Below are 23,572 nucleotides of genomic sequence, written 5' to 3' on the forward strand. Positions count from 1 at the left end.
GCTAACCTGCGAACGCTGCCATCACCCAATCCCGCAGCAACCGCGTAGCCGGACGCTCCGCCGCCCGCTCGCTGTACACCAGGTCATAGCGGAAGCTCTCCAGCGCCAGGTCAAAGGGCTGCACCAGCGCGCCCGACGCCAGTTCTTCGGCCACCAGGGTCAGGCTGAGCAGGCCAACGCCCTGTCCGGCGATGGTGGCTTGCACCGCGTGGATCTCGTCGGTGAAGCGCAGGCCAGCCTGCGGATCGGTGAGCTCGACGCCGGCCTGCGCCAGCCACTGGCGCCAGACAGGCGCGCGCGTGTCATCGCGCGCGGCGGCGCCCCACTCGAAGTGCACCAGCGTGGCGTGCTTCAGGTCCTGCACGGATGCCAGTTGCAGGGCGGGACTGCAGACCGGCGTAAAGCGGTCGCGGAACAACGGCTCGGTTACCAGCCCCGGATAGCTGCCGCTGCCGTAGCGGATCGCCGCGTCCGCATCGTGGTCCAGGTCGATGATCTGGTCCGACGCATCGAGGCGCAGGGTCCAGTCGGGATGTGCGGCGCGGAACTGGCCGGCGAGCGGCGCGAGCCGCCTGGCCATGAACGCCACCGTCGACGTCAGCGTGGCCACGTGCGGGCGGCCGCTGCGCTGCACCGCCTGCACGGCGCGCTCCATGCCGTCGAGGCCATCCCGCACGGCGGGGAACAGTTGATGTCCGGCCGGCGTCAGGCGCACCTTGCGGGTCTGCCGCTCGAACAGCTTTACGCCCAGGCTGTCTTCCAGCGCACGGATCTGGTGGCTGATGGCGGTCGGCGTGACGTGCAGTTCGTCGGCGGCGTGCTTGAAGCTGGCGCGGCGGGCGGCGGCTTCGAAGGCGCGCAGGGCGCCGAGGGGCGGCAGTTTGCGCAAGGCGTCTCCATGGATGAGTTTGCCTCATGCATCGACTGAAAAGCGACCATTTGTCGCGGTCGACGCTGGCTCAGATACTTTGCACATCGGCTGGCCTGCAAGGCGAACAGCCGATCACAAGATGAATTTTACTAAATCATTACCGGAGTCAGCGATGCACCTCGAACAAGTCCACACCCACCCCGATCCCTATGCCCCCTACCTGCTGTCGCAGGCCATCCGGGCCGGCGGCCTGCTGTTCGTGTCCGGCCAGGCCGGCGTCGGCGACGATGGCGCCATCGTCGGCCGCGGCGACTTCGACGCGCAGGCCGAGCAGGCCTTCAGCAACCTCAGGCGGGCACTGCAGGCGGGCGGCTCGGGGCTGGACCGCGTGGCCAAGGTGACGATCTTCCTGACGTCGATGGAATACTTCCCGAAGATCGTCGCGCTGCGGCGCAAGTGGTTTTCCGCACCCTATCCGGCCGACACCATCGTCGAGGTCTCGGCACTGTATTCGCCGGACGCGATGATCGAGATCGAAGCCATCGCGCTGGCCACGGAGGACGCGCAATGAGCACGCCCGCCGCGCTCTCGCTGTTCGATACGCCGGCGTTGAACGGCGTGCCGCTGCGCAACCGCCTGGTGGTAGCACCGATGACCCGCATCAGCGCCACCGACACCGGCGTTCCCACCGAGGCCATGCGCCGCTATTACGCGGGCTTTGCCCGCGGCGGCTTTGGCCTGATCGTCAGCGAGGGCATCTATACCGACCGCGCCCATGCGCAGGGCTATGCCGGCCAGCCGGGACTGACCGACGCGCAGCAGGCGCAGGGCTGGCGTGGGATCGTGGACGCGGTCCACCAGGCCGGGGGGCGCATGGTCGCGCAACTGATGCATGCTGGGGCGCTGTCGCAGGCCAACCGCTTCCGCGACGATACGGTAGGGCCTTCGCCCGTGCAGCCCAGGGGCCGGCAGCTGACCGCGTATGGCGGCACGGGCGCCTTCCGCATGCCGCGCGCGATGGACGAGGCCGAGATCCTGCAGGCCATCGATGGCTTTGCGCAAGCGGCGCGGCTGGCGCGCGCAGCCGGCTTCGACGGCGTGGAAATCCACGGCGCCAACGGCTATCTGCTCGACCAGTTCCTCAACGGCCATACCAACGTGCGCCAGGACGCCTGGGGCGGCGGCATCGCGCAGCGCATGCGCCTGCTGCTGGAGACGATTCGCGCGGTGCGCGCCGCGGCGGGGAGCGATGCCATCGTCGGCGTGCGCATCTCGCAGGCCAAGGTCAATGACTTTACCTACCAGTGGCCCGAAGGCACAGAGGGCGCAGCCGTGGTGTTTGCCGGCATTGCGGCAAGCGGCGTCGACTACCTTCATGTGACCGAGCATGAAGCCTGGCAATCCGCCTTCGCTGGCAGCGATGCATCGCTGGTGCAGCACGCCCGGCGCGCGGCGCCGGGGCTGCCTATCGTCGCCAACGGCAGCCTCACGGAGCCGGTGCGCGCGGCCGGCATGCTGGAGCAAGGTGCGACGCTGGTCGCGCTCGGACGCGGCGCGCTGGCGAATCCGGACTGGCCGACGCGAGTGCGCGCAGGACAACCGGTGCGGCCGTTCGATGCCGCGGTGCTGGCGCCGCTGGCCGGCATCAAGGAGGCGGAACTGGCGTTGCGCGAGGCGCCGGCGGAGTTGGCAGGCTGATGGCTTGCCGCCTTACTGCCCTGCGCGATCCCTGCGCCAGTTGGCCGGCGCGGTACCGAACTGCGCCGAGAACCAGCGCGTGAAGGCGCTGGCCGAACCGTAGCCGAGCAGCTGCGACACGCGCAGCAGCGAATAGCGCGGGTTCTCGACATAGCGCCGCGCCAGCTCGCGCCGCACGTCGTTGAGGATGCCGGTGAAGGTCTCGCCCGCGTCGTCGAGCTGGCGCTGCATGGTGCGCAGGCTCAGGCCCAGGCCCTCGGCCACGGCCTCGCAGGTGGCGCGGCCCATCGGCAGCATCAGGTAGATGGCGGCGCGCACTTCGTGGCTGATCGACTGGGGGTTGGCACGCGGCAGGGTATCGATGAACTGCTGCGCATAGCGCGCCATGACGGGATCCGCACCCGGGTTGGGTGCGTCGAGATCGGCGGCGCGGCAGACGATGCCATTCCAGTCCGCATTGAACTCCAGCGGACAGCCGAACAGCCGGCGATGGACGCGCAGGTCGGCCGGCGCCGCATGCGTGAAGCTCACCCCGATCGGCTGCCAGCGCGGCCCCAGCAGCAACGCGCACATGCGGAACACGACGCCGATGGCCAGCTCGGTGGCCTGGCGCGAGGGCGCGTCGCTCAGCACCTCCTGCCGGATCACCACGGCGCTGCCGGCATCCTCCAGCAACAGCGCCACCGAATCGTTGACCAGGTGCCGATAGCGGATGGTGGTGGCCAGCGCGGCGCGCAGCGTGGGCTGCTGGCTGATCAGCAGGCTCATCACGCCAAAGTCCGACAGCTGGCGCGACTCCGCCATGCGCAGCCCGAAGGTGATGCAGTCCGAGGCCTGCGCCGCGGCTTCCAGCAGCGCCACGCAGGCGCGCAGCGGCACCCGCCGGTCAGGATCGTCCAGCCAGGCGCGGCGCAACCGCGCCTGGCGCAGCATCGGCAGCGGGTCCAGGCCGAGGTCGCGCGCTACTTCCAGGAAGTTGGTCAGTGCGGCGGCACGTATGAGCGTTTCCAAACCGTTCTTGCCTTGCGATGGTTGCGATGTCCTGCGCCGTGGCGGGGGCCTGCCTGTCCGCCGCAGCAGGATCATAGGCTGCCTGGCATGAAATGCAAAGTCAGCGGTAGCCAATGCAAAGCCGGCCCGGGCCGCGCTGCCTACAGTGGCAGGCATGTGCAGTGAACCCTGTACCAACGCAAGATCCAGGAGACCAGAATCATGGCAAATGTCGTCCGCATGTACGAGACCGGCGGCCCCGAAGTGCTGCGCTACGAACACATGGAAGTCGGCGAGCCCGGGCCGGGAGAGGTCCGCATCCGCCACGTCGCGGTGGGCCTGAACTACGCCGACACCTATTTCCGCAACGGCACCTATCCCGTGCCGCTGCCCAGCGGCATGGGCGTGGAAGCCGCCGGCGTGGTGGTATCGGTCGGCCCGGGCGTGACCAACGTGGCGCCGGGCGACCGCGTCACCTATACCGGCTTCGTCAACACGCTGGGCGCATACAGCACCGAACGCCTGGTGCCGGCCGCACCGCTGATCCGCCTGCCCGACAGCATCGCCTTCGAAACCGCGGCGGCGATGACCATGCGCGGGCTCACCTCGGCCTACCTGATGCGCCGCATCCATCCGTTCCAGGCCGGGGACACCATCCTGCTGCACGCGGCGGCGGGCGGGGTCGGGCTGATCGTGTCGCAGTGGGCCAGGCTGCTGGGCCTGACCGTGATCGGCACGGTGTCGACCGAGGCCAAGGCCGAGGTGGCGCGCGCGCACGGCTGCGACCACATCATCTACTACACCCGCGAGGACGTGGCCAAACGCGTGCGCGAGCTGACCGATGGCGCCGGCGTGGCGGTGGTGTTCGACAGCGTCGGCAAGACCACCTTCATGGGCTCGCTGGATTCGCTGCGCCGCCGCGGCACCATGGTTTGCGTCGGCACCGCCTCGGGCCCCGTGCCGCCATTCGATCCGGCGCTGCTGGCGATGAAGGGCTCGCTGTTCCTGACCCGGCCCGCGCTGGCTGACTACATCGCCGATCCCGCGGAAAAGCAGGCACTGGCCGACGAGATCTTCGGCCATGTCGCCGCGGGCCGTATCCATATCGGCATCAACCAGCGCTATGCGCTGGAAGACGCGGTCCAGGCGCACCATGACCTGGAAGCGCGCCGCACCACCGGATCATCGATCTTCGTTATCTGAAACAACCGAGAAGGAGGAGACACCCATGCATGCGGAACCACTGACCTGCACCATCGGCGCCGAACTGACCGGCGTCAGCCTGGCCGATGCCTCGCGCGACGCCGGCCTGTTCGCCGAGATCAAGGCGCTGCTGCTGCAGTACAAGGTCCTGTTCCTGCGCGACCAGGACATCACCCGCGCCGAACACGTTGCCTTTGCCCGCCAGTTCGGTGAACTGGAAGACCATCCCGTAGTGGGCAGCGACCCCGAGCATCCGGGTCTGGTGCAGATCTACAAGTCGCCCGACAGCAAGGTCGAGCACTACGAAAATGCATTCCATTGCGATGCCACCTGGCGCCAGGCGCCGCCGATGGGCTGCGTGCTGCGCTGCGTGGAAACGCCGGCGGTCGGCGGCGACACCATCTGGGTCAACATGGGTGAAGCCTACCGGCGCCTGCCGCAGGACATCAAGGCACGCATCGAAGGGCTGCGCGCCAAGCACAGCATCGAACATACCTTCGGCGCCAACATGGCGCCGGAGAAGCGGGCCGCGCTGGCGGCGCAATTCCCGATGGTCGAGCACCCGGTGGTGCGCACCCATCCGGAAACGGGCGAGAAGATCCTGTTCGTCAACGCCTTCACCTCGCACTTCGCCAACTACCATCGCGGCGACGTGATCCGCTTCGGCAAGGACTTCATGCCCGGCGCGGGCGACCTGCTGCACTACCTGTGCGCCCAGGCCGAGATCCCCGAGTACCAGGTGCGCTGGCGCTGGAAGAAGCACAGCGTGGCGATCTGGGACAACCGCTGCACGCAGCACTACGCGGTGCAGGACTATGCGCCCACGGTGCGCAAGATGGAACGTGCCGGCATCATCGGCGACGTGCCGTTCTGACGGAGGAACGCAGACATGCAATCACATCTTGTGCCTGCGGCACCGCAGGCCTATGCCTATCCCCTGCTCGTCAGGCAACTGCTGCTCAATTCGCTGTCGCTGTACGGCGACCAGCAGATCACGTACCGCGGACAGCTGCGCCACAGCTATCGCGAGTTCCGCCAGCGCGTTGGCCGGCTGGCTTCCGCGCTGGCTGCGCAGGGCGTCACGCACGGCACCACCGTGGCGGTGATGGACTGGGACAGCCATCGCTACCTGGAGTGCTATTTCGGCGTGCCGATGATGGGCGCGACGCTGTTCACGGTCAACGTGCGGCTGTCGGCGCAGCAGATCCTGTACACGCTGAACGATTCCGGCGCCGAGGTGGTGCTGCTCCATCCGGACTTCCTGCCGGTGATGGAAGAGATCCGCGACCAGCTGACCAGCGTGCGCAGCTTTGTCCTGCTGGCCGATGGCCAGCCAGTGCCGCCGAGCTCGCTGCCGTTTTGCGGGGAGTACGAGACGCTGCTGCAAGCGGCCTCGCCCGACTTCGACTTCCCCGAGTTCGACGAGAACACCCGCGCCGCCACCTTCTACACCACCGGCACCACCGGCGATCCCAAGGGCGTGTGCTACAGCCATCGCGACATCGTGCTGCATGCGCTGGCCTCGGCCACCAGCCTGTGCGCGCCGCGCGAAGGGCAGCGCCTGCACCGGGAAGACGTCTACATGCCGATCACGCCGATGTTCCACGTGCTGGCCTGGGGCATCCCCTATGTCGCGGTCATGCTCGGGCTGCGCATCGTGCTGCCGGGGCGCTACGCGCCGGATGTCCTGCTGCAGTTGCGCGAGAGCGAGCGGGTCACGTTCTCGCACTGCGTGCCAACCTTGCTGCAGATGCTGTTGCAGGCGGCGCAGGCAAGCGGCCAGGATTTGTCGGGCTGGAAGCTGATCATCGGCGGCTCGGCGCTGCCGCCGGCGTTGTGCGATGCCGCGCTCGAGCGCGGCATGGATGTATTTGCCGGCTATGGCATGTCTGAGACCGGCCCCATCGTCGCGCTGGCGCAGTTGCCCCCGGGCCATGCCAGTGCCGATCGCGAGACCGAAGTGCGCATGCGCTGCTCGACGGGCCGTCCGGTGGCCATGGTCGACTTCCGCCTGGTGGACGAGTCCATGCACGACGTGCCGCGCGACGGCAAGGCGCGCGGCGAGATCGTGCTGCGCGCGCCGTTCCTGACCCGGGCCTACCACGGCAAACCCGAAGCGTCGGCCGAGCTGTGGGCCGGCGGCTACCTGCATACGCAGGACATCGCGGTGATGGGCGCCGACGGCTTCGTGCAGATCGTTGACCGCATCAAGGACGTGATCAAGACCGGCGGCGAGTGGGTCTCGTCGATCGAGGTCGAGAGCCTGGTCACGCAGGTACCGGGCGTGCAAGAGTGCGCGGTCATCGGCGTGCCGGACGCGCGGTGGGGCGAGCGGCCGATGGCATACGTGGTGCGCAAGCCTGGCGCCACGGTCACCGCGGATGCGATTCGCGCGTCGCTGCTGGCGCGGGTCGAAGCCAACCGGCTCAGCAAGTATGCGGTGCCGGAACCTGAGCGGATCGTGTTCGTCGACGAGATCCCGAAGACCAGCGTCGGCAAGATCGACAAGAAGCGCTTGCGCGCCACCGGCGCCTGAACGGGCGGCAGGAAAGCGAAAGGGCAGCCTCTTCCGAGGCTGCCCTTTTGCATTGCCAGGCAGGGCTTTACTGCTGGATATTGAACGCCTTGACGATGCCGGCATTGCGCTCGAACTCGGCCCGCACCGACTCGCTCAATTGCGGCAGAGGTTGCGCCGGCAGCGGCTCATAGCCGAGCGCCTCCATGCGCTCGCGCACCCTGGGCGCGGCCGCGGCCTTGTAGGCCGCCGCGTGGATCTTCTCGGCCAGCTCGGGCGACAGCTTCGACGACGCGATCACGCCGACCCAGTTGCTGAACTCCATCTCCGGGTAGCCCATTTCGGCGAAGGTCGGCACCTGCGGCAGCAGCGCCGAGCGGCTCTTCGACGCCACGGCATAGACCTGCACCTTGCCGGCGCGGATCATCGGCAGCGAGGTCACCATGCCGTCGTACATCACCGCGATCTGATTGCCCATCACCTGCGTCAGCGCCGGCGCGGAACCGGCAAAGGGCACATGCTGCAAGTCCAGCCCGGCCTTCTGGTTCATGATCATGCCGGCGTAGTGCGAAGCGGTGCCGGCACTGTACGAGGCAAAGCTGAGCTTGCCCGGATTGGCCCGGGCGTAGCTGACCAGGGCCTTCAGGTCCTTGGCCGGCAGGCCAGGCGCGCCAATCATCACCATGCGCGAACGCGCCACGGCGGCGACGGGCCTGACGTCTTTCAGCGGGTCGAACGGCTGCTTGAGCACATGCGGGATCTCGGTCAGTACATTGCTGGCGGTGACCATGATGGTCTGACCATCAGCGGGCGCGGCCAGCATGGTGGTGAGGGCAATGCCACCGCCGGCGCCGGGCTTGTTGTCGACCACCACGGGGTGGCCGAGGTCCGCGGACAGCTGGTCCGCCAGCAGCCGCGCGAGCACGTCCATGGTGCCGCCGGCTGGAGCCGGGACCAGCATGCGGACCGGCTTGCTGGTCCAGGCCATGGCAGAGGGCGCGGCCAGCGCGAGGGTGGCCGCCGCGGCGGCGATGCGCAGCAGGAAGGCGGGTCGGGTGGTCATGTTGTCTCCGTTATCTAGTATGGCTGCTGCTTGCCCGGCGTGCCGGCAGCGCGGCCAGGATTTGCGCGCGTTCGGCCTCGCTCAGGCGCAGCCAGCGGCCGATTTCAAGCCGGGTCCGGCCGCAACCCTGGCAATAGCGGTTGGCAAGGTCCATCCGGCAGATGTTGATGCAGGGATTGGCGAGGGCGTCGGGGTGATGCATGGCGGACTCCTGTCATGCCTTGCGGGGCCGGCGTTGCACCGGCCCCGCCCACGGCCGTCAGGCGGCCGCGCGCAGCGGCAGGTTCTTCTGCCCCGACTTGCGGTTGGGGGCCATGCCGTTGGCCTGCAGCGTGGCCTCGGCACTGTCGTACCAGGTGCCGATGCGGTAGATCTCGCGCGCTTCCTGGCCCGAGGCGATTTCGCGGCCCAGTTCGCGCGCCACGCGCACGCACTGCTCGATCTGCTGCACCGAGGTCATGCGGTTGCCATGCTGGTCGATGATGGTGTCCTCGATGCCGCAGCGCGGATGCAGGCCCATCGCCATCGCCATCATGTTGAACGGCAGCACGTTCTTCAGCAGCGACTCGGCGGTCAGCGTGCAGCCGTCCGGGGCGCGGTGCACGAAGTTGAAGAAGTTGAACGGGTTGGGGCCGTCGAAGCCGCCGCCGATGCCGATCCAGGTCAGGTTGAGCGGACCGGTGTAGACGCCCGCGCGCACCAGGCGCTCCAGCGTTTCCAGCGCATGCATGCCGGTCAGCTGGAAATGCGGCTGGATGCCCGACGCCTGCAGCCGGCGCAGGTGCTCTTCGACCCAGCCCGGGCCGGCCGGCACCGTCATCTCGCGGTAGGCGGCCTGGTAGGCCGGGTGCTCCAGCGAAGTCCCCTTCAGGTACTCCGGATAGAGCAGCTCCATGATGTTCATCTGCGTGGTGTTGATGGCCACGGTGACCTGGTCCGGCTTGGGCTGCAGCTCCGCCAGCATGTGGCGGGTGTCGTCGGACAGCCACTTGGCCTCCTGGCCGTCGTCTTCCGGCGCGAACGAGATCGAACCGCCGACCTGGATGATCATGTCCGGCACCGCGGCGCGCACGCCGGCGATCAGCTCGTTGAACTTGGACAGGCGCTTGGAGCCCTTGCCGTCGAGCTCGCGCACGTGCAGGTGCAGCACGGTGGCGCCGGCGTTGTAGCAATCGACCGCCTTCTGCACCTGTTCTTCCATGGTCACCGGGATGTCCTCGGGGAAGTCCTGCGGCATCCACTCGGGGCCATACGGGGCCACGGTGATCACCACCTTGTCCATGTTCTCGGGGTGCAGGGAATCGTCGAGGAATTGCATAGATCGCTCCGGTTGGTTGGTGACTGGAGTATCGATCAACGGAACGCGGCGATTTGACGATCCGGGACAACCGATTTACATTTCGGGACACTCAGGGAAAGCCCGGAAGCCGCTGTCATGTCCTACTACCTGCGCAGTGCCAGCCTGACCAACTACGTCGAAGTCGCGCGTGCGCTGGGGCTGGATCCGTACCAGCAGCTCAGGTCCGCCAGGATCAACCGCTCGGTGCTGCTGGACCCCGATATCCGCATCCCGGCGGCGGCGGTGGGCCGCCTGCTGGACGCGTCGGCGCGCGCCGCCGGGGCCGAGGATTTCGGCCTGCGCATGGCCGAGCTGCGCGAGTTTTCCAACCTGGGTCCGCTGGCCTTCGTGGTGCGCGAGGAACCGACGCTGCGCCGCGCGCTGGAGTCGATGGTCCGCTACATGGGGCTGCAGAATGAAGCGCTGGCGATGCGCGTCGAAGACAGCGACGACCTGGTGATGATCCGGCTGCAGGTGCTCAGCGAAGCGCCGGGCACCTTGCGCCAGGCCACCGACCTGGCGGTAGGCGTGATGTTCCGCATGCTGAAGCTGTTCCTGGGGCCATCGTGGCGCCCGCGCAGCATCTGCTTCACGCATCCGGCGCCGGCTAGCACCGCGACGTACGCGCGCGTGTTCGGCATGGCCGGCTCGTTCAACCAGGATTTCGACGGCATCGTCTGCCAGGCAGCGGACCTGGAAGCGCCGTTGCCGTCGTACGACCCGGTGATGGCGCAGCAGGTGAAGCAATATCTCGGCACGCTGCTGGCGCAGTCGACCGCGGCCACCATGCCGGACATGGTGCGCAAGCTGGTGTACGCGCTGCTGCCGACCGGGCTGTGCTCGGTGGAGCGCGTGGCCCAGCATCTCAGCGTCGACCGCCGCACCGTGCACCGGCGCCTGGAGCAGGCGCATACCTCCTACTCCGACATCCTGGCCGAGGCCCGCGCCGACCTGGTGATCCGCTACCTTGAAAACCGCGAGCGGCCGCTGTCGGAAGTGGCCGCGCTGCTGGGGTTCTCATCGCTGAGCGCGTTCTCGCGCTGGTTCAGCGGGCGCTTTGGGCGCAGCGTGTCGGCTTGGCGGGCGCTGCACCGATGATTTCGTGGCGGTCAGGCGTCCGTGCTTCCGCGAAGGCAATTCGCTTAACAGCGAATATTTCCGTTATGTCGAATATTCGCTATAGTGGAGTTATTCACTGAACAGGAAATAAGCGCCACCATGCCCGTGTCGACCGTCGTGGAGGACTCCCTGGTCGGACAACTGCTGGAGTCACTCCGGGAGCTGCCGGATGTGCAAGCCAAGTTGGTCCGGCCGGAAACCGCTGTTCATCAAGTCGCAGGCCGCATTGACGCCAAGATCGATCTGCACGTCGCCGGCAAATCCATTGTGTTGCTGGTTGAGAGAAGGAAGTCTGTCTTTCCACGCGATGTGCGCCAGGCGTTGTGGCAGTTGAAGTCGCTGCACCACGGTCATGCCGCCGAGGTGCAGCCCCTGCTGATCGCCGAGTCACTGTCACCGGGAGCAAAAGAGCTGCTCAGAGCCGAGCGCATCGGCTACTTCGATAGTGGCGGAAGCATGTTCCTGCCTGCCACTGGGGCCTACGTCTACATCGACAAACCAGCTCCGAAAACTTTTGAAAAGTCGGTGCGATCGCTCTTCTCCGGTCGGCGCGCCCAGGTTTTGTACGCGCTGCTGATCCAGCACAAGGAATGGTTTGGTGTTACCGAAGTGGCCGAGCGGGCGCAGGTGGCGCCATCTACAGTTTCGGAAGTACTCAGTGAGCTAGAGCGGTTCGACTGGCTACTGTCGCGAGGGCAGGGACCAGGCAAGGAGCGGCAGTTGCGTGAACCAGGTGCGTTGCTCGATGCCTGGGCGAAGCAGCTCGCCACGCAGCGCGTGCCGGTGCTGCGCCGGTACTTCGTTCCTGGATTGAAATCCGAGGCACTGATGGAACGGCTCGGGCAGCTGTTCGATACGCACCAGGTCGCTTACGGGGTGAGCTACGAAGCCGCCGCACAGCGTTATGCCCCCTTCCTGTCCGGCATCTCGCAGGTGCGATTGCGGCTGCTACCCGGCACCAGTGCCGCCGCGGCAATGGCTGAGTTGGGTGCGCGCGCCGTCAATGAAGGGGCCAACCTCGCGGTCATCGAGGCGAAATCGGCGGGAGAACTGCTGTTTCGGCAAAACGTCGGGGGTGTCTGGTTGGCCAGCCCGGTCCAGGTCTATCTCGACCTCTTGCTCGGTGAAGGCCGCGCCAAGGAAATGGCCGAGCACTTGCGCAAGGAGAGGATCGGATTCTGATGGCAAAACCCGCAACGTTCGATGGCTACAGCGACCAATACACGACCGACTGCGAACGCGTCCTCGTAACACTGCTGCGCGGGCTCGGACCGTGGAAGGACTCTGTCTACCTGATCGGGGGACTCACGCCACGATATCTCGTTTCCGCACGGCCTCCGGAAGTGCCGGCGCACGCCGGCACTCTGGACGTGGACATTGTGATCGACCTGCAAATCCTGGCTGATACCGAGGCTTATCACACACTCGAAGATAACCTCAGGAAAATGGGTTTCGAGCGTTCCGAGAACAGCGCTGGCGCAAAGCTTTCCTGGCGTTGGCAGACCCGCACGGAACATGGTGCGTTGATGGTGCTGGAACTGCTGGCGGATGCACCGGACATCGCTGGTGGCAAGGTGCAGCCATTGCCGACCGAAGGCACCATCTCGGCACTGAACATCCCATATTCGTCCATTGTTTTTGACCTTCACCAAGTTACTGAGATCCAGGCTGAGCTCCTCGGCGGCAATGGAATCGTGACGGAACACATCAGGCATGCCAACCTCGTCAGCTTTACCTGCCTGAAGTCGTTCGCCTTCGACCAGCGCTTTGAACGCAAGGACGCACACGACCTGATCTATTGCATCGAACACGCAACCGAGGGACTGGACGCCGTGGCCGCAGCGTTTCAGAAGGAGCGCAACGGCAAGCACGGCACCGTCCTCGAGGCCTCACTGGCGATCCTGCGCAGCCGCTTCGCCAGCGACGAAAAAGCCGAAGGCTATCGCAAGGACGGTCCGGTGTCGGTCGCAAAGTTCGAGCTTGGCGAAGGCGACGAGCCAGACCAACGTGAGGCAAGGATATTGCGTCAGCGGCAGGCCTGCGACGTGATCGAACAACTCCTTGCCCGAATCGGATAAGGAGCGCAACCACGCGCCACGCCATATCGCGCAAAGGCCCGGTTCAAAACTTGTGCCGGATCCCCAGCGCCACGCCCACCATGCTGCGTTGCCCGTTGGCTGCGGCATAGCTGTTGCCCAGCGACAGGCTGTTGGCATAGACCGTGGCCAGCGATTCCAGCATCAGCCCGGCATTGCGCGCATAGGCGGTGGACACGTACACGTCGGTGCGTTTCGAGAATGCATAGTTTGCGATAAAGGCCACCTGCCACGGATTGGCCACCTGCGTGTCGCCGAACAGGCTCCGGACGTTGTCGTAGTTGTACTCGAGCGTCAGCCCCACGGCCGGGGTGACCTGGTAGTTGGCGCCGATCCAGTAAAAGTCGTCGCGCTGGATCACCACGTCGGCGGCGTTCTTGTTCTGGCCCCAGCGATAGCCGCCCATGACCTTGGCCGGGCCGAAGGTGTAGCTGGCGCCCACCACGGCCTTGCGCAGGGTGCCGTTGCTGGTGCCGATGGTCGGATTCCACTGGTCGTAGCCGACGGTGGCGCCGAAGGGTCCGGCGGCATACGCGAGCGAGGCGCCATAGGCGGTGTCGCGCCGGAACTGTCCGGGCACTTCGCCATTGCCACCGATCGGCGTGGCGATGCCGACCGTCTGCGGCAGCGCCAGCCCGACGCCGAACGACCAGTGCGCGCGCGCCGTCAGCGGGCCGAACTGGCCGGTGTACTTGACGGTGTTGTCCTCGCGGAAATTGGCGCCGGCCTGCAGCACCACCGGTTCGTATTGCGTGGCGTAGGCCGTGGGCGAGAAGTTCGCCAGGGCTTCAAAGATCGACGTGTACTGGCGGCCAAAGCTGAACTGGCCGATGTTGGCCTGCCGCACGGCGACAAAGGCCTGGCGACCGAACAGGCGCCCGCCTTGCTGCAGCGCGCCGTTGTCCACGCCGAAACCGCTTTCCAGCACGAACGATGCCTGCCATCCGGCGCCCAGGTCCTCCATGCCGCGCAGGCCCCAGCGGGAGCCAGACAGGCCGCCAGAGGCCATGCGGAACACCTTGTCGCCCGGCCCCCGGTTGAAGCCGTTCGCCGCGACCGGCACGGCGCCGACGCGGTTCACGTACTCGACGTTGATGTCGGCCACGCCATACAGCGTGACCGATGATTGCGCGGCGGCCGCCAGCGGGCACCCCAGTATCAGGGCCATGACGGTGTTTCTGGTTTTCATCTCTCTCCTCCTTGTTGGCCCGGCCTTGGTGGCCGGATGTTCTTGTCGTGACGCGCCCTGCGGCGCGCTCAGGCCTGCTGCGCGACCAGCGTGTCCAGTTCTGCCAGCAGGGCATGGGCGCGCGGCCAGGGACCGTAGCCGGCGGCCGGGTTGAGGTGGCCGACGTTGCCCAGGTCCACCAGCCGGCTGCCCCACGCGGCGGCCATTTCAGTGACGCGCGCATGGCTGGCCAGCGGATCGTTGCGGCTGGCCGCCACCAGGCTGGGGAACGGCAACGGCGCCAGCGGCGTCGGCAGCCAGCCGGCTTGCGCCAGCGCTTCTTGCGCCGGATAGCCCGGCGGCAGCGGCTGCGCGAAATCCGGCGGCGTCACCAGCAGCGCGCCCCGGATGGGACGGCAGTGGCGCGCCGCCCAATGCACCGTGATCATCACGCCGGCGCTGTGCGCCACCAGCACCACCGGCCCGTCGATGTCCGCCAGCGCCGCCTCGAGCGCGGCGACCCGGGCGGTGCGGCTGAGCTTGTCGTGCTCCAGCGCGGGCACGCAGCGGGCGTCATGGCCCTGGGCCAGAAGTTCGGCTTGCAGCAGGGTCTGCCAGTGCTCGGCGACGTGGTCGCGCAGGCCCGGCACCATCAGGATGGTGGGCGAGGGGGTAGCAATCATGGTGGGATCGGGAAAAGGTCAGGCAGGAACTGCGTGGCGCACCGGTTGGCCATCCAGGCGCCGCAGGTCTGCGGCATAGTGTCGACGGCCGATGCAGAACAGCAGCGTGGCGGCGGCGCCGGCCAGCGGAATCCATTGGAGCGCACCGGTCAGGCCAATGCGGTCGGCCAGTACGCCGGTCAGGAACGGACCCGGCGCCAGGCCCAGCAGGTTGTTGATCAGCGTCAGCGTGGCAAACGCGGTGGCGTGGATGGCGGGGCGCGTCAGGTTGGCCACCATCGCGCTGGCCGGGCCGGCGCAGCCGCCCACCACCAGCATGCCGGCGCCGATCAGCACCAGCTGGGCCGTGCCGGCGGGCAGCCGGAACGCCGTCATCAGCAACACGCAGCAGGCCAGGCTGTAGCCGATGGCCATGTGCCATTTGCGCCCGGGCGCGCGCCGCGCCACGCGGTCGGTCAGCGCGCCGCAGACCACCATGCCGGCGCCGGCCACCAGCACCAGCAGCGCCGCCACCACGCCGGCACGGCCGGTGGCCATGCCGTACTCGCGCGCCAGGAAGCTCGGCAGCCACGCCAGCAGCGCGGCCATCACCAGCAATTGCAAGGCGCTGCCGGCACAGGCGCACAGCATCGAGGGCAGCGTCAGCAGCTCGCGCACGATCCGGCGCGGCGCCAGCTGGCGCGCCGTGGCCGCGTCGCTGCTGCCGTCGTCGTTGGCGGCGCCAACACGCTGCTGCAGCCCGCGCAAGCGCCGCTCGCTGATCGTCAGCGCGTAGCAGGCCACCATCGCCAGCCCGAACGCTGCCATGCCGCCAAAGGCCATGCGCCAGCCGAAATGCGCGGACAGGATGCCGCCCAGTCCCATGCCCAGCACCGAGCCGAACGCGCCGCCAGCGATAAACGCGGCGCTGAGGCTGGCGCGCAGGTGGCGCGGGAACACCGACACCACCACCGCGATGCCGACGCTGCCGTAGGCGGCCTCGCCGATGCCGACGCACAGCCGCGCCAGGAACATCTGGCCGAAACTGCCCGCCAGCGCGCAGCCCAGCGTGGCCAGGCTCCACAGCGCCGCCATCAGGATCAGGCTGCGCACCCGGCCCCAGCGGTCGGCCAGCAGCGACAGCGGCAGCGCGAGCACCCCCACCATCAGCGCCACCACCCCGCCGAGCGCGCCCAGCTCGGTATCCCCCAGCTGCCATTCGGCCTTCAGCAGCGGGAACACGGCATTGAGCACCTGGCGCGACATGTAGTCCGACAGCAGCAGCGCAAAGGTCAGCGCAAACACCAGCCACGCATAGCGCGATCCGGCAGCAGCGGGCGCAGCGGAAGTCGGCGCGGCGGATGCGGCGGCAGCAAGGGCAAGGCGGGATCTGGGCATGGGCGTCTCCGGAAGCCGGCCGGCGGTCTTGGCGCCGCCGTGTGTTCAGTGCCCGCGCAAAGTGGCGGGCGAGCGCAGCCAGTATCTGGGGATCGGGACTACCCGGTTTGATATTCCGGGACGTACGCTTGACATTACGTGACAGGTGGGGAAAACGCCGAGACAAAAAAAACCGGCACCCTGAGGTGCCGGTTTTCTTGGCGAACCCGCCGTCAGGCGGGAAGCGCGAAGCTCAGTCTTCCAGCTTCGGCAGCGAAGCGCTGACCTGGGTCGACAGCAGGCCGGTCCTGGCATACGTCTGCAGCTTCTCGCGCGTATCGACGATATCCAGCGTGCGCATGGTCAGCTGGCCGATGCGGTCCAGCGGCGTGAACATCGACTCGCCCTTCTCCATGGTCAGCCGTTCCGGCTTGTAGGTCAGGTTGGGCGAAGTGGTGTTCAGGATCGAGTAGTCGTTGCCGCGGCGCAGTTCGATGGTGACCTCGCCGGTGATGGCGCCGGCGACCCAGCGCTGGGCGGTTTCGCGCAGCATGATGGCCTGCGGGTCGAACCAGCGGCCCTGGTACAGCAGGCGGCCCAGGCGGCGGCCGTTGTCGCGGTACTGCTCGATGGTGTCTTCGTTGTGGATGCCGGTGATCAGGCGCTCGTAGGCGATGAACAGCAGCGCCAGGCCCGGGGCTTCATAGATGCCGCGGCTCTTGGCCTCGATGATGCGGTTCTCGATCTGGTCGCTCATGCCCAGGCCATGGCGGCCGCCGATGCGGTTGGCTTCCATGAACAGGTCGACGGCATTGGCGAAGGTCTGGCCGTTCAGCGCGACCGGCTGGCCTTCCTCGAAGCGCACCGTGACTTCCTCGCGCTTGACTTCGACATCATCGCGCCAGAACTGCACGCCCATGATCGGCTGCACGATGCGGATGCCCGAATCGAGATGCTCCAGGTCCTTGGCCTCGTGGGTCGCGCCCAGCATGTTGGAGTCGGTCGAGTACGCCTTCTCGGCCGACATCTTGTAGTCGAAGCCGTTCTGGCGCATGAACTCGGACATCTCGGCGCGGCCGCCCAGTTCGTCGATGAACTGCTGGTCCAGCCACGGCTTGTAGATCTGCAGGCCGGGGTTGGTCAGCAGGCCGTAGCGGTAGAAGCGCTCGATGTCGTTGCCCTTGAAGGTGCTGCCGTCGCCCCAGATGTTGACGCCGTCTTCCTTCATCGCGGCGACCAGCATGGTGCCGGTGACGGCGCGGCCGATCGGGGTGGTGTTGAAGTAGGTGATGCCGGCGGTGGAGATATGGAAGGCACCGCACTGCAGCGCGGCGATGCCCTCGGCCACCAGCTGCGCGCGGCAATCGACCAGGCGCGCTTCCTCGGCGCCGTAGGCCTTGGCGCGGCGAGGGATGTCGTCGTAGTCGGGCTCGTCGGGCTGGCCCAGGTTGGCGGTGTAGGCGTAGGGGACGGCGCCCTTCTGGCGCATCCAGAGGAGTGCCGCGCTGGTGTCAAGGCCGCCGGAGAAGGCGATACCGACGCGCTGGCCGGTAGGAATGTGCTGCAGGATGGTAGTCATCGCCAGAAATCAATGTGAATTTGTCGGCTCTTGGACGGGCTTCCACTGCGTCGGCCGCAAGCGGCCGGGGGCGGCGGGAAGCACGGCGACGCGGCCGGCCGAGTCACGTGCCGAGTCAGTGCCAAACGCGAATTGTGACACGGCAACGCCCACGCGCCAAACGCGGGGTCCGGCGGGGGCGCCTGCGCCACCCCGGCCGCGCCGGCCGCGGCCCGGCCATACCGTTCAAATCCGGCGAACGCGCCTTTCAAAACTCTCGACTGGTTCGGCCCGATACCCCTCCCTATACTGCGCCGCACTGTGATCGGAAAGCGGAGTCGTCATGCTGCATCGCGCCCTGGAAGGCATCCGGGTCCTGGATTTGTCGCGCATCCTGGCCGGCCCCTGGTGTACCCAGAACCTGGCCGACCTGGGCGCCGAGGTGACCAAGGTCGAACACCCGGAGCGCGGCGACGATACCCGCGGCTGGGGACCGCCCTACCTCGACGCACCGGCCGGTACCGAGGGCGATGCGCGTTTGTCCGGCTATTTCATCTGCTGCAACCGCGGCAAGCGTTCGGTCGCAATCGACTACGGCACGCCCGAAGGTGCGGCGCAGGTGCGCGCGCTGGCGCGCACCGCCGACGTGCTGGTCGAGAACTACAAGGTCGGCACGCTGCGCCGCTACGGGCTGGACTACGACGCGCTCAAGGCGATCAACCCGCGCCTGGTCTACCTGTCGATCACCGGCTTCGGCCAGAGCGGGCCGATGGCGGACAAGCCCGGCTACGACTACGTGTTCCAGGGCATGGGCGGGCTCATGAGCTACACCGGCCAGCCCGATGGCACGCCCGGCGCCGGCCCGCTGCGCACCGGCGTCGCGGTGGTCGACCTGAGCACCGGCATGTATGCCACCTCCGCGGTGCTGGCCGCGCTGTACCAGCGCCAGGCGACCGGCGTGGGTGCGCACCTGGACATCGCGTTGCTCGACGTGGCCGTGGCGATGAACGCCAACCAGGCCGCCAACTACCTGGTCTCGGGCCAGAACCCGCAGCGCAGCGGCAACGCCCATCCCAACTGCGCGCCGTATGAAGTGTTCCGCTGCGCCGACGGCCACCTGATTCTGGCAATCGGCAACGACGGCCAGTTCGCGCGCTTCTGCGCCGTGGCCGGCATCCCGGCGCTGGCGCAGGACCCGCGCTACGCCACCAATTCCGCGCGCATCGAACACCTGGACGCCTTGCGCGCGCAACTGACCGACCTCTTCCCTACCCGCACCCGCGCCGCCTGGACCGAGGCCTTCGATGCGGCGGGCGTGCCGTGGGGCCCGATCCACACCATGGACGAAGTCTTCGCCCATCCGCAGGTCAGGCATCGCAATCTGATGCAGGTGGCCGAGCACCCCGTGATGGGGCGCGTGCCGATGGTGCGCAACCCGATGCTGGCCGGGCACGATGCCCCGCCGGCACCGCCGCCGCTGCTTGGCGAACACAGCCCGCAGCGCTGACCGCCCTGCCACGAGATCTATAACCCCGACCCGGAGACATCCCGATGAAGCCAGCCCTTTTCGCCATGGCCCTGCTCGGCATTGCCAGCAGCGCGCACGCCGCCTATCCCGAGCGGCCGATCAAGCTGATCGTGCCCTATGCGGCCGGCGGCACCACCGACATCATTGCCCGCATCGTCGGCACCCGCCTGGGCCCGGTGCTGGGCCAGCCCGTCGTGATCGAGAACCGTCCCGGCGCCGGCGGCGCGGTCGGCAGCGCCTACGCGGCCAAGCAGCCCGCCGACGGCTACACCCTGGTGATGGAGGTGGAAAGCTCGCACGCGGTCAACCCCAACGTCTACCTGAAGACCGCCTACGACCCGGTCAAGGACTTCGCGCCGATCAGCAACCTGGCCGACGTGCCGAACGTGCTGGTGATCAATCCCGCCTTCCCGGCGACGGACCTGGCAAGCTTCATCAAGCAGCTCAAGGCCAATCCCGGCAAGTATTCGTTCGGCTCGTCCGGCAACGGCGGCCTCAGCCACATGAATGGCGAACTGTTCATGAACGCCACCGGCACACGCATGCTGCACGTGCCATACAAGGGGCTGGGCCCGGCGCTCAACGATGCGGTGGCCGGGCAGATCCAGGTGGTGTTCGACAATATCCCGTCGTCATCCGGGCTGATCCAGGGCGGACGTCTCAAGCCGCTGGCGGTGGCCGCCAAACAGCGCCTGACGGTGCTGCCCAATGTGCCTACCTATGCCGAGGCCGGGCTGCCGGCGATGAACAACCCGTCGTGGTTCGGCCTGGGCGCGCCGGCGGGCACGCCCGCCGCCATCCTCGACCAGCTCAACGACGCGGTGCGCCAGGTGCTGGCCGAGCCGGAGGTGGTCGCCGCCATCGAGAAGCAGGGCGCGATCCCGGCACCGACCTCGCGCAAGGCCTTTGGCGACCTGATCCGTGGGCAGAATGCGCACTGGAAGCAGGTGGTCGAAGCGATCCACTTCACCAAGCTCCAGTAAGCCACGAGGACCGACATGAGCACACTTCAGCAGGAACCGCACGCCGGCGTCGAGATCGACGCGCGCGGCATTGCCACCGTCACCATCCGCGAGGCGGGCTCGCTCAATATCCTGAGCACGCCGGTGATCGCCTCGCTCACGCGCGCGATCGAAGCGCTGGCCGCCCAGGACGGGCTGCGCGTGCTGGTGCTGCGCGGCACCGGCGACAAGGACTTTATCGGTGGCGCCGACATCAAGGAGATGGCGGCGCTCGACCGCGCCAGCGCCGAGGCCTTTATCAGCGGCCTGCGCCGCCTGTGCGATGCCGTGCGCCACCTGCCGGTGCCGGTGATCGCGCGCATGCCGGGCTGGTGCCTGGGCGGCGGACTGGAACTGGCGCTGGCGTGCGACCTGCGCATCGCCGCCGACACCGCGCAGCTGGGCATGCCCGAGGTGAAGGTCGGTATCCCGTCGGTGATCCACGCCGCGCTGATGCCGCGCCTGATCGGCAATGCGCGCACCGCGTGGATGCTGCTGACGGGCGAGATCTCCGACGCAGCCGAAGCGCTGCAGTGGGGCCTGGTCAGCCGCGTGGTGCCGCTGGCCGAACTGGACCTGGAAGTCGAGCGCGTGGCCGCGCTGCTGGCCGGCTTTGGTCCGGTCGCGGTGCGCCAGCAGAAGCGCTTGCTGCGCGAGTGGGAAGACGCGCCGCTGGAGGTCTCGATCGGCAACAGCGTGACCGAGTTCGGCAGCGCCTTCGACACCGGCGAGCCGCAGCAGCACATGGCCACCTTCCTGAACCGCAAGCGCTGAAACGCTGAAACTTGAATCAGGCAGTTACGGCGCCGTGGCCGCCACGGCGCCGCCTTCGCGCGTGGCGACCACGCGCGGATCGTTGAGCAGGAACTGCGCAAAGGCTTCGGCAAACGCCGGCAGCTTGCCGTCGGCGCGCACGATCAGGTTCAGTTCGCGCAAGGCCCACGGCTCGGCCAGCCGCACCCCGGCCACGCGCGCCTCGCGCAGCGCCTGTGCCGCCACGCTGCGCGGCACCAGCGCCACGCCCACGCCGGCCTCGGCCAGCGACAGCACCGCATCGAAGCTGTGCGCATGCAGGCGTACATTGGGGCCCTTGCCCGCGCGCTGCGCCATCTCGCGCAGGAACAGGAAGTTGCTGCTGGTGCGGCTCATGCAGACAAAATCGAACGCCAGCGCCGCGCCAAAGCGCACCTCCGGCTCGCGCGCGAGCGGATGGTCCGCCGCCATCACCAGGATCAGTTCATCGCGCGCGTAGCGCACCGAGCGCACGCCGGCGGCATCGTCGCCGGTATGGAAATCTCCGGCCAGGATGCCGACATCGGCCTCGTGCGCCGCCACCGCGGCCAGGATCGCCTGGCTGGCGCGCTCCTCCAGGTCGATGTTCACGTCCGGGTTGGCCAGCAGGAAGCGGCTCACGCTGGGAATGATGAAGCCGTTGAGCGAGCTGCTGTTGGCCAGCAGCCGGATATTGCCCTTCAGCCCGGCGGAGAAGCGTCCGACCTCGCCATGCATGCGCTCAACCCCCAGCAGCAGCTCGCGCACATGGACCAGCAGGGTTTCGCCGGCCGGCGTCAGCTCCATGCCGCGCGCAGTGCGCACGAACAACGGCGTGCCCATGGCGTGCTCGAGGTTCTTCAGCCGGTAGCTCGCCGCCGACGCGGTGATGTGGGTGGCCGACGCGCCCCCCGACAGGCTTTGCGCATCGGCAATGGCCTGGAACAGGCGCAGGTCGGTCAATTCGTAACGCAAGGCAACTCCATTCGGGCCGCGGCAGTCGAAACGGTTGGCGCCGGGCGGGCGCTCTCGCCGGCCATTCTAGTGCACCTACGCCGGCGTTCCGGCGGCCGCCCCACCCGCGCCGCCTCGCGCATTAAATGTGGACGCCGTCCATTTTCTTTGCTAAGGTATTGTGGACGGCGTACACAAAGCGTGTCGCCATTTTGCCGAGATCCCCGCGGCCCCTACAGCCCCACCACCGGCCGCCCCTTCACAGGAGTTGTCATGCAAGTCCAGCCCTATCTGTTTTTCGAAGGCCGTTGCGATGAAGCGGTCGAGTTCTACAAGCAGACCCTTGGCGCCAAGGTCAACGCCCGCATGACCTTTGCCGACAACCCCGATGCCGGCAAGGGCGGCGAAGGCTGCCAACCCGGCGCCGGTGCCCAGGACAAGGTCATGCACCTGGAATTCCAGGTCGGCGACAGCATCATCCTGGCCTCCGACGGGCAGTGCTCGAACCAGGTCGCCTTCCAGGGTTTCGGCCTGGCCATCACCTTTCCCGACAAGGCCGGGGTGGAGAAGGCCTTCAACGGCCTGAAGGAAGGCGGCCAGGTGCTGATGCCGCTGGACAAGACCTTCTTTGCCGAACAGTTCGGCATGGTGGCCGACCGTTTCGGCATCATGTGGATGCTGCTGACGGCGCCCAAGTAAGCCAGCGAGCAGGTTCCCGGCCAGCGGCGCGCTTCGGGCCACAGCCCGGCGATGGGTTTACAATGCGCGCCGCCCGCCGGAGAAACCTAGCCATGGACGATCGCATCAACGAACTCGAAATCAAGCTCGCCTTCCAGGAAGACCTGCTCGATACCCTGAACAGCAACGTGGCGCGCCAGCAGCAGCAGATCGACCTGCTGCAGGAGCAGTTCCGCGCGCTGTACCAGCAGGTGCGCAGCGCCGCCACCACCGCGGCCGAAGCCGACCCCCTGCAGGAAATCCCGCCGCACTACTGAGCCGGCCCCCCGGCCGATGTGACGGAACGCGACCCCTGGATACGCGGTCTGACAGGCTGATCCCACTTCCCGCGCCATCCCATGGCGCGCCCGATCCGCCACATGCGCCTGACGCCTTCCCTGCTCCTTGCCGCCGCCTGCATCGCCGGCTCCGCGCCGGCCCTGGCCGGCTACAACATCTGGACCGGCGAATATTCCCTGACCCGCCAGGAACTGCAGACCGAACTCGACAAGCGCTTTCCCGCGACGCTGCGCTACGCCGAAGTCGTCAGCGTCCAGCTCAGCCACCCGCGGCTGGTGCTGGATGAAGCCAGCAACCGCATCACCACCCATGTCGATGCACGCCTGACCAACGCCCTGCTGCCGTCGCCCCCGGTCGACGGCAAGCTGGCATTGAACAGCGGCATCCGCTATGACCCGGCCCGGCGCGCGGTGCTGCTCGACAACCCCACCGTGCAGCAGGTCGAAGTCGCCGGCATGGGGCCCTACCGCGAACAGCTCAACGCCATCGGCGCCGTGGTCGCGCAGCAGCTGCTGAAGGACTATCCGATCTATACCTTCAAGCCCGAGGAGCTGCGCGTGGGCGGCAAGGAGGTGGAACCGGGGGCGATCACGGTGGGCAAGGAAGAGGTGCGGGTGGAGGTGAAGCAGCGGTAGGCTCGGC

24 protein-coding genes are annotated in these 23,572 nt (G+C 67.6%); 14 read left to right on the forward strand and 10 right to left on the reverse strand.

Annotated elements, in window-relative coordinates; genetic code table 11:
• Position 1: 1 nt before the first annotated feature.
• Complete coding sequence (locus tag C7416_RS21210; RefSeq protein WP_111520753.1) at positions 2-889, reverse strand: LysR substrate-binding domain-containing protein; 888 nt, start codon at positions 887-889, stop codon at positions 2-4.
• 154 nt (positions 890-1,043) lie between these two features.
• Here C7416_RS21210 and C7416_RS21215 point away from each other — a divergent pair, with 154 nt between their 5' ends.
• Together C7416_RS21215 and C7416_RS21220 are read left to right on the forward strand one after the other, a co-directional pair.
• Complete coding sequence (locus tag C7416_RS21215; RefSeq protein ID WP_111520754.1) at positions 1,044-1,442, forward strand: RidA family protein; 399 nt, start codon at positions 1,044-1,046, stop codon at positions 1,440-1,442.
• Positions 1,439-2,569, forward strand: a complete 1,131-nt coding sequence (locus tag C7416_RS21220) for an NADH:flavin oxidoreductase (protein WP_111520755.1) — start codon at positions 1,439-1,441, stop codon at positions 2,567-2,569. The genes C7416_RS21215 and C7416_RS21220 overlap by 4 nt, the downstream gene beginning before the upstream one ends.
• A 12-nt stretch (positions 2,570-2,581) precedes the next feature.
• Here C7416_RS21220 and C7416_RS21225 read toward each other — a convergent pair whose 3' ends face one another.
• Positions 2,582-3,580 carry an AraC family transcriptional regulator gene (locus C7416_RS21225; RefSeq protein WP_111520756.1) on the reverse strand — a complete coding sequence of 333 codons (999 nt, stop codon included), beginning with the start codon at positions 3,578-3,580 and terminating at the stop codon, positions 2,582-2,584.
• Positions 3,581-3,781: 201 nt separating this feature from the next.
• Between C7416_RS21225 and C7416_RS21230 the strand changes: the two genes are divergently transcribed.
• From C7416_RS21230 to C7416_RS21240, 3 genes are read left to right on the forward strand one after another with little or no spacing between them, the layout of a single operon-like run.
• Positions 3,782-4,762: a quinone oxidoreductase family protein gene (locus C7416_RS21230; RefSeq protein WP_111520757.1), complete on the forward strand. Its 981-nt coding sequence runs from the start codon at positions 3,782-3,784 to the stop codon at positions 4,760-4,762.
• Positions 4,763-4,787: 25 nt separating this feature from the next.
• Positions 4,788-5,636, forward strand: a complete 849-nt coding sequence (locus tag C7416_RS21235; RefSeq protein ID WP_012357038.1) for a TauD/TfdA dioxygenase family protein — start codon at positions 4,788-4,790, stop codon at positions 5,634-5,636.
• Positions 5,637-5,651: 15 nt separating this feature from the next.
• Complete coding sequence (locus C7416_RS21240) at positions 5,652-7,298, forward strand: fatty acid--CoA ligase (RefSeq protein WP_111520758.1); 1,647 nt, start codon at positions 5,652-5,654, stop codon at positions 7,296-7,298.
• A gap of 67 nt (positions 7,299-7,365) precedes the next feature.
• Here C7416_RS21240 and C7416_RS21245 read toward each other — a convergent pair whose 3' ends face one another.
• The 3 genes from C7416_RS21245 to C7416_RS21255 are packed head-to-tail and all read right to left on the reverse strand — an operon-like array spanning position 7,366 to position 9,658.
• On the reverse strand, positions 7,366-8,340 hold the full coding sequence (locus tag C7416_RS21245) for a Bug family tripartite tricarboxylate transporter substrate binding protein (protein WP_111520759.1): 975 nt from the start codon (positions 8,338-8,340) through the stop codon (positions 7,366-7,368).
• Positions 8,341-8,350: 10 nt separating this feature from the next.
• Positions 8,351-8,542, reverse strand: coding sequence for a DUF1289 domain-containing protein (locus C7416_RS21250; RefSeq protein ID WP_111520760.1), 192 nt, complete (start codon positions 8,540-8,542; stop codon positions 8,351-8,353).
• A gap of 57 nt (positions 8,543-8,599) precedes the next feature.
• The gene (locus C7416_RS21255) at positions 8,600-9,658 is read right to left on the reverse strand and encodes a beta-keto acid cleavage family enzyme (RefSeq protein WP_111520761.1); all 1,059 of its coding nucleotides are present in this window, start codon (positions 9,656-9,658) and stop codon (positions 8,600-8,602) included.
• Between the two features lie 117 nt (positions 9,659-9,775).
• On the opposite strand from C7416_RS21255, the gene C7416_RS21260 reads away from it, so the two are divergent.
• The 3 genes from C7416_RS21260 to C7416_RS21270 all read left to right on the forward strand — a co-directional run bounded on the left by C7416_RS21260 (position 9,776) and on the right by C7416_RS21270 (position 12,876).
• Complete coding sequence (locus C7416_RS21260) at positions 9,776-10,777, forward strand: AraC family transcriptional regulator (RefSeq protein ID WP_111520762.1); 1,002 nt, start codon at positions 9,776-9,778, stop codon at positions 10,775-10,777.
• 120 nt (positions 10,778-10,897) lie between these two features.
• Positions 10,898-11,980 carry a type IV toxin-antitoxin system AbiEi family antitoxin gene (locus tag C7416_RS21265; protein ID WP_111520763.1) on the forward strand — a complete coding sequence of 361 codons (1,083 nt, stop codon included), beginning with the start codon at positions 10,898-10,900 and terminating at the stop codon, positions 11,978-11,980.
• Positions 11,980-12,876 (forward strand): antitoxin, encoded by an 897-nt coding sequence (locus C7416_RS21270; RefSeq protein WP_111520764.1) that lies wholly within the window; start codon positions 11,980-11,982, stop codon positions 12,874-12,876. Before C7416_RS21265 ends, C7416_RS21270 begins: the two co-directional genes overlap by 1 nt.
• 43 nt (positions 12,877-12,919) lie before the next feature.
• Here the strand turns inward: C7416_RS21270 and C7416_RS21275 are convergent, their stop codons facing one another.
• The 4 genes from C7416_RS21275 to argG all read right to left on the reverse strand — a co-directional run bounded on the left by C7416_RS21275 (position 12,920) and on the right by argG (position 17,680).
• The gene (locus tag C7416_RS21275) at positions 12,920-14,083 is read right to left on the reverse strand and encodes a porin (RefSeq protein WP_111520765.1); all 1,164 of its coding nucleotides are present in this window, start codon (positions 14,081-14,083) and stop codon (positions 12,920-12,922) included.
• A gap of 68 nt (positions 14,084-14,151) precedes the next feature.
• The gene (locus C7416_RS21280) at positions 14,152-14,745 is read right to left on the reverse strand and encodes an RBBP9/YdeN family alpha/beta hydrolase (RefSeq protein ID WP_111520766.1); all 594 of its coding nucleotides are present in this window, start codon (positions 14,743-14,745) and stop codon (positions 14,152-14,154) included.
• An 18-nt stretch (positions 14,746-14,763) separates the two neighbouring features.
• Positions 14,764-16,122: an MFS transporter gene (locus C7416_RS21285; protein WP_111520767.1), complete on the reverse strand. Its 1,359-nt coding sequence runs from the start codon at positions 16,120-16,122 to the stop codon at positions 14,764-14,766.
• 232 nt (positions 16,123-16,354) lie between these two features.
• Positions 16,355-17,680, reverse strand: a complete 1,326-nt coding sequence (gene argG, locus C7416_RS21290; RefSeq protein ID WP_111520768.1) for an argininosuccinate synthase — start codon at positions 17,678-17,680, stop codon at positions 16,355-16,357.
• A 322-nt stretch (positions 17,681-18,002) separates the two neighbouring features.
• On the opposite strand from argG, the gene C7416_RS21295 reads away from it, so the two are divergent.
• The 3 genes from C7416_RS21295 to C7416_RS21305 are packed head-to-tail and all read left to right on the forward strand — an operon-like array spanning position 18,003 to position 20,962.
• Positions 18,003-19,166 (forward strand): CaiB/BaiF CoA transferase family protein, encoded by a 1,164-nt coding sequence (locus C7416_RS21295; protein WP_111520769.1) that lies wholly within the window; start codon positions 18,003-18,005, stop codon positions 19,164-19,166.
• A 44-nt stretch (positions 19,167-19,210) separates the two neighbouring features.
• Positions 19,211-20,170 (forward strand): Bug family tripartite tricarboxylate transporter substrate binding protein, encoded by a 960-nt coding sequence (locus C7416_RS21300; RefSeq protein ID WP_111520770.1) that lies wholly within the window; start codon positions 19,211-19,213, stop codon positions 20,168-20,170.
• 15 nt (positions 20,171-20,185) lie between these two features.
• Complete coding sequence (locus tag C7416_RS21305; protein ID WP_111520771.1) at positions 20,186-20,962, forward strand: enoyl-CoA hydratase; 777 nt, start codon at positions 20,186-20,188, stop codon at positions 20,960-20,962.
• Between the two features lie 24 nt (positions 20,963-20,986).
• On the opposite strand, the gene C7416_RS21310 is transcribed toward C7416_RS21305, so the two are convergent.
• Complete coding sequence (locus C7416_RS21310; protein WP_111520772.1) at positions 20,987-21,934, reverse strand: LysR family transcriptional regulator; 948 nt, start codon at positions 21,932-21,934, stop codon at positions 20,987-20,989.
• A 252-nt stretch (positions 21,935-22,186) separates the two neighbouring features.
• Here C7416_RS21310 and C7416_RS21315 point away from each other — a divergent pair, with 252 nt between their 5' ends.
• The 3 genes from C7416_RS21315 to C7416_RS21325 all read left to right on the forward strand — a co-directional run bounded on the left by C7416_RS21315 (position 22,187) and on the right by C7416_RS21325 (position 23,565).
• The gene (locus tag C7416_RS21315) at positions 22,187-22,612 is read left to right on the forward strand and encodes a VOC family protein (protein ID WP_111520773.1); all 426 of its coding nucleotides are present in this window, start codon (positions 22,187-22,189) and stop codon (positions 22,610-22,612) included.
• Between the two features lie 92 nt (positions 22,613-22,704).
• Positions 22,705-22,908 carry a SlyX family protein gene (locus C7416_RS21320; RefSeq protein WP_111520774.1) on the forward strand — a complete coding sequence of 68 codons (204 nt, stop codon included), beginning with the start codon at positions 22,705-22,707 and terminating at the stop codon, positions 22,906-22,908.
• Between the two features lie 102 nt (positions 22,909-23,010).
• On the forward strand, positions 23,011-23,565 hold the full coding sequence (locus C7416_RS21325) for a DUF1439 domain-containing protein (protein ID WP_111520940.1): 555 nt from the start codon (positions 23,011-23,013) through the stop codon (positions 23,563-23,565).
• Positions 23,566-23,572: the final 7 nt, after the last annotated feature.

It is taken from the genome of Cupriavidus phytorum, assembly GCF_003254285.1.
Classification (GTDB): domain Bacteria; phylum Pseudomonadota; class Gammaproteobacteria; order Burkholderiales; family Burkholderiaceae; genus Cupriavidus; species Cupriavidus phytorum.

Excerpts from the sequence above, each read along its gene's own strand:
- C7416_RS21215 (WP_111520754.1), top strand. The coding sequence starts at position 1,044 with ATGCACCTCGAACAAGTCCACACCCACCCCGATCCCTATGCCCCCTAC.
- C7416_RS21220 (WP_111520755.1), top strand. The coding sequence starts at position 1,439 with ATGAGCACGCCCGCCGCGCTCTCGCTGTTCGATACGCCGGCGTTGAAC.
- C7416_RS21230 (WP_111520757.1), top strand. The coding sequence starts at position 3,782 with ATGGCAAATGTCGTCCGCATGTACGAGACCGGCGGCCCCGAAGTGCTG.
- C7416_RS21235 (WP_012357038.1), top strand. The coding sequence starts at position 4,788 with ATGCATGCGGAACCACTGACCTGCACCATCGGCGCCGAACTGACCGGC.
- C7416_RS21240 (WP_111520758.1), top strand. The coding sequence starts at position 5,652 with ATGCAATCACATCTTGTGCCTGCGGCACCGCAGGCCTATGCCTATCCC.
- C7416_RS21245 (WP_111520759.1), bottom strand. The coding sequence starts at position 8,340 with ATGACCACCCGACCCGCCTTCCTGCTGCGCATCGCCGCCGCGGCGGCC.
- C7416_RS21250 (WP_111520760.1), bottom strand. The coding sequence starts at position 8,542 with ATGCATCACCCCGACGCCCTCGCCAATCCCTGCATCAACATCTGCCGG.
- C7416_RS21255 (WP_111520761.1), bottom strand. The coding sequence starts at position 9,658 with ATGCAATTCCTCGACGATTCCCTGCACCCCGAGAACATGGACAAGGTG.
- C7416_RS21260 (WP_111520762.1), top strand. The coding sequence starts at position 9,776 with ATGTCCTACTACCTGCGCAGTGCCAGCCTGACCAACTACGTCGAAGTC.
- C7416_RS21265 (WP_111520763.1), top strand. The coding sequence starts at position 10,898 with ATGCCCGTGTCGACCGTCGTGGAGGACTCCCTGGTCGGACAACTGCTG.
- C7416_RS21270 (WP_111520764.1), top strand. The coding sequence starts at position 11,980 with ATGGCAAAACCCGCAACGTTCGATGGCTACAGCGACCAATACACGACC.
- C7416_RS21275 (WP_111520765.1), bottom strand. The coding sequence starts at position 14,083 with ATGAAAACCAGAAACACCGTCATGGCCCTGATACTGGGGTGCCCGCTG.
- C7416_RS21280 (WP_111520766.1), bottom strand. The coding sequence starts at position 14,745 with ATGATTGCTACCCCCTCGCCCACCATCCTGATGGTGCCGGGCCTGCGC.
- C7416_RS21285 (WP_111520767.1), bottom strand. The coding sequence starts at position 16,122 with ATGCCCAGATCCCGCCTTGCCCTTGCTGCCGCCGCATCCGCCGCGCCG.
- argG (WP_111520768.1), bottom strand. The coding sequence starts at position 17,680 with ATGACTACCATCCTGCAGCACATTCCTACCGGCCAGCGCGTCGGTATC.
- C7416_RS21295 (WP_111520769.1), top strand. The coding sequence starts at position 18,003 with ATGCTGCATCGCGCCCTGGAAGGCATCCGGGTCCTGGATTTGTCGCGC.
- C7416_RS21300 (WP_111520770.1), top strand. The coding sequence starts at position 19,211 with ATGAAGCCAGCCCTTTTCGCCATGGCCCTGCTCGGCATTGCCAGCAGC.
- C7416_RS21305 (WP_111520771.1), top strand. The coding sequence starts at position 20,186 with ATGAGCACACTTCAGCAGGAACCGCACGCCGGCGTCGAGATCGACGCG.
- C7416_RS21315 (WP_111520773.1), top strand. The coding sequence starts at position 22,187 with ATGCAAGTCCAGCCCTATCTGTTTTTCGAAGGCCGTTGCGATGAAGCG.
- C7416_RS21320 (WP_111520774.1), top strand. The coding sequence starts at position 22,705 with ATGGACGATCGCATCAACGAACTCGAAATCAAGCTCGCCTTCCAGGAA.
- C7416_RS21325 (WP_111520940.1), top strand. The coding sequence starts at position 23,011 with ATGCGCCTGACGCCTTCCCTGCTCCTTGCCGCCGCCTGCATCGCCGGC.